This is a genomic window from Herpetosiphon sp. (assembly GCF_003512625.1).
GTDB classification, from domain to species: Bacteria; Chloroflexota; Chloroflexia; order Chloroflexales; family Herpetosiphonaceae; genus Herpetosiphon; species Herpetosiphon aurantiacus.
This window is the reverse complement of sequence record NZ_DOPT01000077.1, coordinates 1-12087: the sequence shown is the minus strand read 5'-3', so window position 1 is coordinate 12087 and position 12087 is coordinate 1. Positions and strand designations below refer to the sequence as shown.

Here is a 12087-nt window from a genome sequence, read left to right as displayed (position 1 = left end):
TGGTTCATCGGTGGATGTTTATCTCCCACTGATTGCCCTTGAGGGGGCGCAGGGGGATTAAAGCCCCCTGCGTTTCCCGCCTTGAGGCGGGACGGAAGGGTGGTGATCGATGCTGATTAAAACCTACCCTTGTAAGCATCCCCTTGCCCCTTGCCTGCACTACAGGAGAGAGATTTTGAGGTGAGGACATCAATCATCCTTCATCCCTCATCCCTCATCTTTTATCGAAGCCATTCGACTAGTTGCTGGTTAACCGCTTGATTGCCAAAGAAACTGCTGTGATTGATCCGTTTGTCGGTATCAAATAGGATGCGGCGCTCGCTGGGGATTGACCAGCCGCTGCCATCGCTGTTGCCTTGATAGCCCCCCGCTGTTGGCACAACTCCATCATTGGCCTCGCCAAAGAAATGGTCGATCAATTTATTGCCCTGTTGGCGCATAAAACGTTTGATCCAATTAGGGTCGTTGGGTTGGTAATCGGCGACCATTGCATAAACTTGGGTTTGACCAGGCTGACCAGCATTGAGTTGTTGTAAATAGCTGTTTTTGGGAGTCATCGCGGCGAGGCCTGGTAATTTGCGCAAGCCAGCATGGCCAATTAATTTTACAACCGTCAAAATGCCTTCCATAATCACGCTGGCACTAGTATCGGGCAAATCGGCCAACAGCGAGGTATAACGATCGAGCATGGTGAGCCAATGTTCACCATCAGCCAAGGGCGTGCCACGGTTGGGGCAAGCCACCATGATCATTTTGCGCACCCGCAACGGAATCCCCTGCTGTACCCGACTCAGCAATTCGCGCCCAACCAAGCCGCCGCGACTGTGGGTAACTACATCGATTTCGAGGTTATTTGGCATGGTTTTGAGTAATTCGTCGATATTGGCTTGCGGCGAGACGCTCAGCGAAGGGTGATTGAAGGCGCATAAGCGCCCATTATAGATTTGCTGCAAGCGCCCAATGGTTTCGTTGGGCAAGGCGGCAAATGCTCCGGTTGCGCTGCTAAATGTGCCATGAATTAATAATAAACTGCGGCCAGTTTGTATCCGTGCCCAATCAACCGGATTGGTATCATTTAGCGGTAAGTTTTGCCAGCCATAAGCCCGTTTGACCGATTCCCACTTGCTAATAATCGCCTCAAGCGTGTTGCCAATCAATTCATCGGTTTTCCAAGCAATCACCCGTACAACCTTGCGAATCGCTTTGATCACGCCGCCACGGCGGGCATCTTCGCCTGGTGCTGGTGGGAGTGGCACGATTGGTTCGCGGGGCAGGCGATAGGTAACGCTGGCTCCGCCTCGGCGTTGCGTCGCTGGATTTGGGCTTGGCTCAGGAAAAATCCATTGACTATAGCCAGTCGCTTGATCGGTATAAAGCACCGCTTGCGCGGTATTAGTGCCAAAATCGGGGGTTTGGAGCACAAAATCGCTGCTGCCGCGCATTGCACCGGGTGGGGGTGGCAGGCTGCTCTCAAGATCGAGGGTGAAGGTTTGAGCTAATTTACTTTCGGTAGTGATTAATGCTAAATCCAAACCTTTGATCACGCCAGCGCCAGCCTCGCCGCGCCGTGGCTCTTGGCTTGGTACGGCGGCATTGCCCGTGATACCTTGGGCAATAATCCGATAATTTGGGGCAACTTCATGGGCTTGGCTGCTGCCATCAAGCCGCACTTGGTTGTTGGGCATGGGTTGCTCCTTTGCTCGAATAGGCCAAACGCAAGGCGGGATGGCCATAAAAGATATAGGCAAGGCGGGTGGTGGTGCTATTGGCCACATAACTTAGGCGATATTGTTGCAAAATTGCGCCCAACGGTTGGGCTTGAAACGCTTGGCTATAAAATTGAGCGGCAAACGTTCCGGCTGCTTGATCATCAGCTTCCCACAATGGTGCAACAAAGCCCGCCGCACCACTTTTGAGAATTTCGGCGGGGAAGCCCGCCGCTTGGCCTAAGCTCTGGCCTGGGGTCGCAACTTGGCAGGCATTGATAAACACAAAGCTAAATTGGGGCGGGCGACGGCGAGTATTGCCCACCAAGGCTTTGGCCGAAATCGCATTATTATCAGCCAAGATAATTTCTTGAATGCGGGCGTTGGGTTGGCTGCGGCCATGCACGGCAAAGTGTAAAAGATGGCCAGCTTGGGTCGTGGCTTGGCTCAACAATGGATCAAGCGCCTGAATCGTGGCTTCGTAGGCTTGGGCTTGCCATTGGTTTTGCAGCATGGTTTGCTCATCAACTGCATGCACCAATTCAGCTTGGCCTGAATCCCAGCCATAGCGTGAGGCAATTGCGCTAATTTGGCTAATGTTGAGTTGATCGGGTGGCATTGGGCTAACTTGGGGGTGAATATACCAACGGGCAAAATGGGTTTGGGCGGCCCAATACAGCGGCTGATCGCCAGCTAGCAAAGGGGCTTCGACCATCGCTAATTCCCAAGGCAAAGCCAAATCGTTGCTGCGCAGCAAAACCGTGAGTGGACGCTGCAATTTCTGGGCCAAATCGCTGTGTAATTGCCAAATTGGGCTTGGGACAAATTGGCCTAGATCGCTGGCAAGCGCTTCAAGTTCGCGTTGCGCCAACAATAAACTTGGATTAACCGCCGCACCCAACAGATCAACGGCACAATTTTGGGCAGCCTGCTCGGATAAGGCTTGTTGGCTCGGCAAATTGTGCACCGGTGTAAAGGCTTGATCATGCGGCATTGCCGTCCATTTGAACGTATCGCCATCACGGCGCAGGTTGATCAGTAAATCGACCGGAGTTGAGCCAAAATCAAACGGGCTAGCATTGCTAGGTTCTGGTTCAGCGTTGCTATCGACCAGCACAACCCGCTCGGCATGGCCCACCAATTGGCGTTGGCGATAATAATCGACATAGATTACACAGCGACCTGTGCGGGTTGGCGTGGCCTTAAAAAATACGGTTGCCTGAATGTCAAAGGCCAATTCGGCTTGCTCTCGATCAAACTGCAAGCCATCGCCGCTGAGCATAATTGTGCAACGTTCATCAGTTTGCAAGCCATGAATGACAATCGGGTTATGGCCACCGATTAAGCCAGCATCAGGCGTATCGCGAAAGCCAACCGCTAGATCAAAGGCTTGGTTAAGTTGGGCTTGGTTTTGGGCAACTACTGAGGGATAGGCCTTGAAGAATGGATCAAATTCTGTGCCTTTGGCTTGAGCACTCGGATTAACTACGCCTTGCAAGTGTTGCTGATCATCAAGCACCACGCTTAAATAGTCGGCGGTTTCGAGTTGATTGCTGTTGAGAGTCGAACTAGCTGAGGTTTCTTGCAAATTGAGCGCCAGGTAGATCGCAATATCAGGGTGATGGTAGCTTAAGCGTTCTTGGACAACTTCGAGAGGGTAGACATACCAGTAGATTTGTGGCTCAGTGCGTTGAACAACCACATATTCGGCTTGGCTATGGGCGAGCAATAACTGGGCCTGAGCAACTGTCCAGCCTGCTTGAAGCACCAATAGCCGGCGATTAATCGACCTAGACGACATAGCAAACTCCCAATGATCCAGCGTGACTTATTAAATCAACGTTTGAGGATTGGAATTATTGAATTGTGGCTAGGTTGTGAGGCTGCATTGTGGATACGACCAAGCCCTCGTGGAAGAGGGCTTGGTGCAGTTTAAGATGAGGTTTAGCGTTTGATATTGACGTAGCGAATTTTCCAGATCTCGCCTTCAAGATTATATTGTACGTCGTAGGTTCCCATACCATCGGAATAATTGATTGTTCCTTGCAGACTGAGGGTTGTTGACTGACCTGTGCTACTATTGGCGTTGGTCGATGCTGGTAGATCTTCGATGCTGCTATAGCCTTCGAACAACTCACGTTGGCTAAATAAATTTTCAAGCTGTTCATCGGTAATAAAACTGCTATCGACAAAGGCTTTAGCTGCGTTAACATCATTGGCGGCTCCAGCTTTCATAAAGCCATCAAGGCTTGTATTAACTGTGCCAATCGTGTTTAAGGTGAATTTATAGAGCCAAAAACCGCCACCACCGCAGAGCAACAATAAGACGAGCGATCCAATAATCCCCCACTTGAGACACCCGCTACGTTTTTGGGGTTGTGGTGGATAACCATAGGGTTGTTGGCCATAGGGCTGCTGTGGTGGGTAGCCTGGCTGTTGTGGTGGGTAGCCTGGTTGTTGGCCATAGGGCTGCTGTGGTGGGTAGCCTGGTTGTTGCGGCGGTTGTTGACCATATGGTGGTTGATTGCTCACAAAATACCTCCAAAGAACACACAGAATTGCGTTACAAGCCTAGTATAGACGATGGCTTGGCTGCTGAGAAGAGCAAGAACGATGCACTTAAACGCCAATGCCACTCCGCGTTACTACGGAATGGCATTGAACAACGTTGCATTGACAGCAGTTTACTTTTCGTACACTTTGCCTGAGGCGGCTGGTGGTCGGGCGCGGCCAATCACCCCAGCCAACACAATCAGGGTTACCACATACGGCAACATCTGCATAAATTGCGAGGGCAAATCGAAACTATAAGCCTGCACTTTGAGCTGCAAGGCATCGGCAGATGAGAAGAGCAACGACCCACCAAAAGCGCCAATTGGATTCCACTTGCCGAAGATCATCGCGGCCAATGAGATAAAGCCTTGACCGCTGGTCATACCATCATCAAAGCCAAACGAGCCTTCCAGTGAGAACCAAGCCCCAGCCACCCCAGCGATCATCCCGCCAATAATCACGTTGCGATAGCGCATGCGATTGACGTTGATCCCGACGGTATCGGCAGCTTTGGGGTGTTCGCCGATCGCGCGGGTACGCAAGCCCCACACTGTGCGAAACAGGAAGAAGTTTAAGCCAAACACCATCAGAATCATCAAATAGGTGATTGGTTTGTGATCAAACAAAATTGGCCCAAGCAATGGGATATCGGCCAATGGCCCAAGCGGCATTTGTGGCAAGCCCGTGCGGAGTGGCGATTCAAATTTGAGCAAAAAGTTGGTGCGGGTAAAGCCGGTAATACCAACTGCCATAATGTTGATCACCGTACCGCTGATCACTTGGTCAACTTTGAAGCGAATTGAGAGCCACGCATGCAAGGCCGCCATCATGCCGCCCGTCACGATTGCGCCCAAAATCCCGATGATCAAGGGCATCCAAACCACGCCTCTGACGGCGCTTTCGGGTAAGGCATCGCCATAAATTGCGCGGGCTGAGATCGCGGCAGCAGCATAGCCAAAACAGGCTGCCGTCAGCATCATGCCTTCGATCCCGATGTTGACCACACCTGAGCGTTCACAGACAATCCCTGCCAACGCTCCAATTGCGATTGGCGTGCCAAGCCGTACCACCCGCGAAAGCGTATCCGAGAGGTCAACGCTGTTGTTGGCGACTGCCCAGAGCAAGATCGAAAAGAAACCAAGGGCAATCACGCTGCTCATATAGGGAGCAACCCAACCACGTTCAGGATTCTTGGCGATCAGCGTGCCACCTGCGATCACTAAAGCTCCACAGATCAAGCTAATCGTGATCATGGTGGGCAGTTCGATCGCGGCGACTGGTGGAGCTTTGGGATCTACCTTCATGTTGGCACTATCGGGAATCCGAATCGTGCTGGTAAAATCCCAAATGGATTGGATTTTGCTTTTTTCAGTGATTTTATTGCCGAGGCTGTTATTGACTGCAAAAATTAGGACAATCGCGATGAAAATCCCGAGCAGGCCAACCCCGCGTGCGCGTGTAAATTTCATACAAATCCACCGTAAAGGTTAAAAAATTCAAGAGCGACGGCGCTGGCGCTACTTACCCCAGCTACGGTTAAATGTGATTTTGCCACCTTCAGCTTGCTTGATACGATAAATCCAGCGCACAATTTGGTCGGCAGCAATAAACATAATCACTAAAGCTTGAATGATATTGATTAGGTTGATCGAAATACCCGTGTTAATTTGCATCGCGCCTGCGCCCGTGCGTAACGCGCCCCAGAACAGCGCTGCCGGAACAATCGCAATTGGGTTGCTTTTGGCTAGCAAGGCAATTGCCAAGCTATCGAAGCCCAAGCCACTGGAGAACACGGCCTTGAGGTTATATTCCAAACCAACAACTTGGCTTGTGCCAGCTAAGCCTGCCAAAGCGCCCGAAATGCCCATTGCGCCAACCACCGTGCCAGTAATGTTCATGCCAGCATAACGGGCGGCTTCGGGGTTTTCGCCCACAGTTTTGATTTCAAAGCCTTTGGGTGTGCGATTCATCAACCACCAAATAAAGCCAACCATCACAAATGCGATGATGATCCCCATATGAATCCGTAGATCCCAGGTGCTACTCGTTGTGGTAAATAAACGCGGATAAGCTTGCCCACCCGTCAAACTTGGGTCGGTAGCTTTGCTAATAATGCGCGGCAACGCGGCATTTTCGTGGATGAAGGGCGTGCGTTGCAAGGTGGCGCTTTTATCTTTCATCACGCCATTGATCAGATAATCCATGATTTGCAGGGCAATATAGTTGAGCATGATCGTCGTAATAACTTCATGCGCCCCTGTTTTGGCCCTGAGATAGCCAGGAATAATGCCCCACATGGCTCCGGCTAGCACCCCAGCCAGCAAGGCTGCTGGCAAGTGAATGATCGCTGGGATTGAGGCAACCCCAAACCATTGCGGCATAAAGGCGGCAACGGCGACGCTGCCAAGTGCGCCCATCAGCAATTGACCTTCAGCGCCAACATTGAACAAGCCAGCTTTGAAGGTGACTGCAACGGCCAAACCAGCCAAAATGTAGGGCGTTGATTCAACCAAGGTATTGCTAATTGCGCCTGGAATTGTGCTTGGTTTGCTCCAATCGCCAAATGCGCCTGAGAACAAACCAGTGAAGGCACTGAGGGTTACCCGTAAACGTTCGGGCAAGGTACTGAAAAACCAATCGCTGCGGCTGCCATACAGGCTTAGATCAAAGGCTGGCAGCTTATTGCTAGGAATCGAAATAAAGACGATTACCGCGCCGATCAAGACCGCCGTTAGAATTGCCAAGAGCGGTACGATTGCCTCACTGAGCCAAGGTAAACTGCGTTTGGTCGGCTTAGCTTCAGCGGGTTTTTTGGTTTCAGCGGGGGCTTGTTGCTCATTTGCCATTGGGTTGCTCCTGAATACCGGCCATCAACAGGCCAACGCGCTCGCGCGTAGCTTCGGCAATCGGGAGAATGCCAACAATTTTGCCGTGGTACATCACAGCAACGCGGTCGGCTAAGGACAGAATTTCATCAAGCTCTGCCGAAACCAATAAGACCGCTAGCCCTGCATCGCGCTGTTTAATAATTTGATTGTGAATAAATTCAATCGAGCCAACGTCAATCCCCCGCGTTGGTTGCGAAGCAATCAGCAAGCGGTTTTCGCGGGTAAATTCACGTGCTACAATAATTTTTTGTTGATTACCACCTGAGAGCGAGCCAGCCGTGGTGGTGGCGCTGGGTGTGCGCACATCAAAGGTTTCGATCAATTCTTTAGCATTTTCGTCGATTGCGGCATCGTTGAAGGTCAAGCCTTTGGTAAATGGCGCTTTGTAATAGGTTGAAAGCACCAAATTATCGCGGATGCTATAGCCAAGCACTAAGCCTGTGCCTTTGCGATCTTCGGGAATGTAGGCGACCCCTTGTTCAGTGATCGATCGTGGCGGGCGATTGGTAATATCTTTGCCGAGCAACTCAATCGAGCCGGTTGGCAGATGTTGCAGGCCAGTAATCGCCTCGACCAATTCAGTTTGGCCGTTGCCTTGCACCCCGGCAATCCCCAACACTTCGCCAGCATGGACATCAAGCGAGACATCATCAAGCACAGTTAATCCGCGATCATCGCGCAGTTTAAGATTACGAACTTTGAGCACCGCATCGCCAGGATTGGCCGCAGTTTTATCTACTTTCAAGACAACATCGCGACCAACCATCAGCGCGGCTAATTGGCCTTCGCTGGCAGTTTTGGGGTCTGCGCCGCCGACAACCTTACCACGGCGCAACACCGTAATTCGGTCGGCAACTTCGCGCACTTCGCGTAATTTGTGCGTAATAAAAATCAGCGCCTTGCCCTGATCGGCTAATTCACGCATAACCCGAAAGAGGTCATCGGCCTCTTGGGGAGTCAATACGGCAGTTGGTTCATCGAGAATCAACATATTGACATTGCGATAGAGCGCCTTCAAAATTTCGACCCGTTGCTGCACCCCGACAGGTAAATCGCCGACGATGGCATCGGGTGGCACGGCCAAGCCATATTGCTCGGAAAGCTCGCGCACCCGTTGACTGGCTTCTTTGGCATTGAGAATTGGGCCATTGCGCAATTCGGTGCCCAAAATAATGTTCTCGGTGACGGTTAGGGTATCAACGAGGGCATATTCTTGGTGCACCATGCCTAAACCAAGCCGAATCGCATCAGCCGGATTTTTGATCTTGGCCAATTCGCCGTTGATCAAAATCTCGCCTTGATCGGGGTCATACAAGCCGTACAAGATGTTCATGAGGGTGGATTTACCCGCGCCATTTTCACCAAGGAAGGCGTGGATTTCGCCGGGGAGTAGGGTAAAAGAGATCTGGTCGTTGGCCAAAACCCCGGGGAATTGCTTGGTGATATTGCGGACTTCCAACGCAGGTACGACGTTCGCTGTCACACAAGACTCCTAGTTAATCAACGAGGCAGCATTGCCTCAAATATGCAGAACAACCACGCTGTTGGCTGCCAAACGGTGGCAAAACGTGTCCCGGGTTGTTCGAGTTGCTGTGCTGTATATGCTGATAATACCACACAAAAAGTAGAAGGGCTGCGTCATGATGAACGCAGCCCTTCCACGGGGTTGTGCCTTGCGGCAACAATTAGTTCAAGGTAACGCCAGTGGTGATCGTACCATCAGCCAAGCCCTTCTTGATTTCATCAAGTTTGGCTTTAGCGTCGGCTGGCAATGCTGATTCTGCATCGTGGAATGGAGCGTAGTCGATCCCACCGTTTGCAGCGTTGCCCAAGTACAAGCCGCCAGCGAAGGTGCCATCGACAACTTCCTTGACCACATCGAACACAGCGTTGTCAACGCGCTTCATAGCGCTGGTGATCAACATTGGGGCTGGGCCTTTTTTGAAGGTGGTGTTGTATTCGTCTTGGTCAACGCCAATCACGAATACATTGTTGTCGGCAGCGGTCTTGATAGCGCCTGAGCCAGTTTGGCCACCAGCACCGAAGATTACGTCTGCGCCTTCAGCGATTTGGGTTTTAGCAGCTTCGCCGCCAGCGGTTGGGTCGGTGAATGAGTCGATGTAAACTTTGCTGACTTGGATATCGGCATTGACGTATTTAGCGCCAGCTTCGTAGCCAAGTACAAACTTCTTGACCGCAGGAACTTGTTCCTTACCGCCAACAGCACCGATTTTGCCGCTCTTTGAAACCATTGCGGCCAAAGCGCCAGCGATGAATGCTGATTCGTCTTCTGAGAAGACCAAGCCCTTGACGTTTGGCAATGCTGGTTCGTAAGCGAAGTCAACAATAGCAAACTTCAAGTCAGGGTACTTCGAAGCAGCGGCCTTGATTGCATCGCCCATCAAGAAGCCTACGCCGATGATCAAATCGTAGCCTTGGCTAGCGAATTGTTCAATGTTCTTTTCGTAGTCTTTTGGATCGATGGTTTCGATGTAGTCGATCTTCACGCCAAGTTCGGTTTCGGCTCGTTTCAAGCCTTCGAACGCGAATTGGTTGAAGGTACCGTCATCGACTTTACCAACGTCGGTAACCAAACCGATTTTGATGTCGCTTGGGGTGCTAGCACCAGTGGTTGCTTCGGCGGTTGCCGCAGCGGTTGCCACAGCGGTTGCTTCGGTGGCTGGGCTGGCGGTTACTTCGGCAGCAGCAGTTGCCGTTGGGGCAGCGGCTGCGGTGGTGGCGGTAGCCGCTGGTGCTGTGGTTGCAGCGGTTTCGGTGCCACAAGCAGCCAATACCGGAATCATCAAGACCAACAGCATCATGAACGCAATCATGCGTTTGTTCATGGGAGGAACCCTCCTAAAATAAAAGTGTATCTGTAGCTCCCCAAAAACATGTCACCCGCAATGCGTGGGGAATGGCGACATGCATTGGCGTTGATTATAACATAACACGGCGCAGTATAAAGTATGAGGGATGAAGGATGAGGGATGAAGCCGAAAAGGCTATAGGCTGAGGGAATGAAGTAGAATGCCAAACGCCAAAAGTCAATAGCCTCCAGAAATATTTCGCAATCGTTTAGAATTGCTTGGCAATAGTGGCAGTATAGTAAAGAACATAGAGCATAGAACATACGAATTAGGGGATCGGTTGTTGGGGTCGGGGGTTGGGAGATACATTTTTGAGTTTGAATATTTAGCGATCTTCGCGTTTTTCGCGGTTTCAAGCTTCGCGATCTTCGTGGCCTTCGTGGATCATAACCCTAGCCCCTCGATATAAGGAGCATGCATGGACGATTTACTGGTAATTGGTGGCGGCTCGGCGGGGATTACCTTTGCAAAATTTGGCGCTTCGTTGGGGGCAAAAATTACCGTAATCGAGGCCAACAAGCTCGGTGGCGATTGTACTTGGACGGGCTGTGTGCCAAGTAAAAGCTTAATTCACGCTGCCAAAATTGCTCATACCACGGCAACTGCTGCCCGTTATGGGATCAGCGCCCAGCCAAGCATCGATTTTGCCGCAGTGATGGGCTATGTGCATTCTGTGCAGCAGCAAATTTATCAACACGATGATGCGCCTGAGGTGCTGCGTCAAGCGGGTGCACGGGTAATCGAAGGGCGTGCGCGTTTTTATGATGATCAAACGGTGGAAGTTAATGGCGAGTTACTACGAGCCAAGCACTTTTGCATCGCGACTGGCTCGCATCCCAAAATTCCGACGATCCCTGGTTTGGCCGAGGCGGGCTACCTCACCAACGAAGATGTTTTTTTACTAGAAGCATTGCCCAAGCGAATTGTTGTGCTTGGTGGTGGGCCGATTGGCTGTGAGCTAGGCCAAGCACTATTTCGCTTGGGAGCTGAAGTGACGATTATTCAACAAGGCCCACGCCTGTTGCCCAAAGATGACCATGCCATGGGTGCGGCTTTGGCTCAAGCACTTAAATCCGAGGGCTTACAGCTTTACCTCAACACCAAAACCCTCAAGGTCGAGTTGCAGGCTGGTGCAAAACAGCTCACGATTCAAACTGCCAATAACCAACCCCAAACCATCGTTGCTGATGCAATTTTAGTGGCAGCGGGTCGTACCCCGAATCTACATAATTTGGGTTTGGATGCAGCAGGCATTTTGTATGACCCTGAACAGCGCATTCATGTTGACCACTATTTGCGCACCAGTAATCCACGAGTGTTTGCCTGTGGCGATGTGATTGGGCGCTATCAATTTACCCATGTGGCGGCACAAGAAGCAGGCTTGGTGCTACGCAATGCACTTTTTCCAGGCCAAAGCGCCATGAAATACGAATTAGTGCCGTGGGCAACCTTTACCGACCCCGAAGTTGGCCATGTTGGCTTGAATGAAGACCAAGCGCGGGCCAAGTATGGCAGCAGCTTGCGGGTGTATGAATTGCCGTGGAGCGCCAACGACCGTGCTCGCACCGAGGATGCAACTCAGGGCTTTACCAAAATTTTGGCGGTTGGCCGCAAAGAACAAATTGTCGGCGTGCATATTATCGGCCAAGGCGCTGGCGATATGATCAATGCCGCAGTGCTAGCGATGGGCACGGGTGTCAGTGCCTCAAAACTCGGTGGCTTAATTAATGTTTATCCAACCCGCTCGCAAGGTCTCAAAATGACCGCCCAACGCTCGTTTACCCGCTGGCTCGAAAAACCATGGCTGCAACGAGCGTTACGCTGGTATTTTCGCTAAACCTGTTCTTTCAAGAGCCATATCAGTTTTATCATCGGCCTTCTACGAATCCTTTCCTTTGGCCCACTGCGGCGGTTGATGGGCAGGTTCCCCCTCACCTCGCAGGGCGGAAGCGGGGGTAAGGGGCTAAGATCCCTCACCCCCAACCCCTCTCCCACTGCGGCGGGCGAGGGGCGTTCCAAGCATCATGATGGACGGTTCTCCCTCGCTCGCTTGCGGGAGAGGGGGCTAGG

General features: G+C 51.6%; 8 protein-coding genes. 1 reads left to right on the top strand and 7 read right to left on the bottom strand.

The window, feature by feature from the left end; genetic code table 11:
* Window positions 1-221 precede the first annotated feature (221 nt).
* The 7 genes from DEF47_RS16770 to DEF47_RS16740 form a co-directional block, all read right to left on the bottom strand.
* Window positions 222-1685, bottom strand: coding sequence for an esterase/lipase family protein (locus tag DEF47_RS16770; RefSeq protein WP_012190593.1), 1464 nt, complete (start codon window positions 1683-1685; stop codon window positions 222-224).
* The gene (locus tag DEF47_RS16765) at window positions 1660-3507 is read right to left on the bottom strand and encodes a TCAD7 domain-containing protein (protein WP_012190592.1); all 1848 of its coding nucleotides are present in this window, start codon (window positions 3505-3507) and stop codon (window positions 1660-1662) included. Before DEF47_RS16765 ends, DEF47_RS16770 begins: the two co-directional genes overlap by 26 nt.
* Window positions 3508-3650: 143 nt before the next feature.
* Window positions 3651-4238 carry a hypothetical protein gene (locus DEF47_RS16760; RefSeq protein ID WP_012190591.1) on the bottom strand — a complete coding sequence of 196 codons (588 nt, stop codon included), beginning with the start codon at window positions 4236-4238 and terminating at the stop codon, window positions 3651-3653.
* Window positions 4239-4390: 152 nt separating this feature from the next.
* The gene (locus DEF47_RS16755) at window positions 4391-5728 is read right to left on the bottom strand and encodes an ABC transporter permease (protein WP_012190590.1); all 1338 of its coding nucleotides are present in this window, start codon (window positions 5726-5728) and stop codon (window positions 4391-4393) included.
* 48 nt (window positions 5729-5776) lie between these two features.
* The gene (locus DEF47_RS16750) at window positions 5777-7105 is read right to left on the bottom strand and encodes an ABC transporter permease (RefSeq protein ID WP_012190589.1); all 1329 of its coding nucleotides are present in this window, start codon (window positions 7103-7105) and stop codon (window positions 5777-5779) included.
* Window positions 7095-8630, bottom strand: a complete 1536-nt coding sequence (locus DEF47_RS16745) for an ABC transporter ATP-binding protein (protein WP_012190588.1) — start codon at window positions 8628-8630, stop codon at window positions 7095-7097. Before DEF47_RS16745 ends, DEF47_RS16750 begins: the two co-directional genes overlap by 11 nt.
* A gap of 202 nt (window positions 8631-8832) precedes the next feature.
* Window positions 8833-9993: a BMP family lipoprotein gene (locus tag DEF47_RS16740; protein WP_012190587.1), complete on the bottom strand. Its 1161-nt coding sequence runs from the start codon at window positions 9991-9993 to the stop codon at window positions 8833-8835.
* A 442-nt stretch (window positions 9994-10435) separates the two neighbouring features.
* On the opposite strand from DEF47_RS16740, the gene DEF47_RS16735 reads away from it, so the two are divergent.
* Window positions 10436-11854 (top strand): dihydrolipoyl dehydrogenase family protein, encoded by a 1419-nt coding sequence (locus DEF47_RS16735; RefSeq protein ID WP_012190586.1) that lies wholly within the window; start codon window positions 10436-10438, stop codon window positions 11852-11854.
* The last annotated feature ends 233 nt before the right edge of the window (window positions 11855-12087 follow it).

What these genes read in the sequence shown, in the direction of transcription:
- DEF47_RS16770 (WP_012190593.1), bottom strand. Translation starts at nt 1,685, where the DNA reads ATGCCCAACAACCAAGTGCGGCTTGATGGCAGCAGCCAAGCCCATGAA.
- DEF47_RS16750 (WP_012190589.1), bottom strand. Translation starts at nt 7,105, where the DNA reads ATGGCAAATGAGCAACAAGCCCCCGCTGAAACCAAAAAACCCGCTGAA.
- DEF47_RS16735 (WP_012190586.1), top strand. Translation starts at nt 10,436, where the DNA reads ATGGACGATTTACTGGTAATTGGTGGCGGCTCGGCGGGGATTACCTTT.
- DEF47_RS16765 (WP_012190592.1), bottom strand. Translation starts at nt 3,507, where the DNA reads ATGTCGTCTAGGTCGATTAATCGCCGGCTATTGGTGCTTCAAGCAGGC.
- DEF47_RS16740 (WP_012190587.1), bottom strand. Translation starts at nt 9,993, where the DNA reads ATGAACAAACGCATGATTGCGTTCATGATGCTGTTGGTCTTGATGATT.
- DEF47_RS16755 (WP_012190590.1), bottom strand. Translation starts at nt 5,728, where the DNA reads ATGAAATTTACACGCGCACGCGGGGTTGGCCTGCTCGGGATTTTCATC.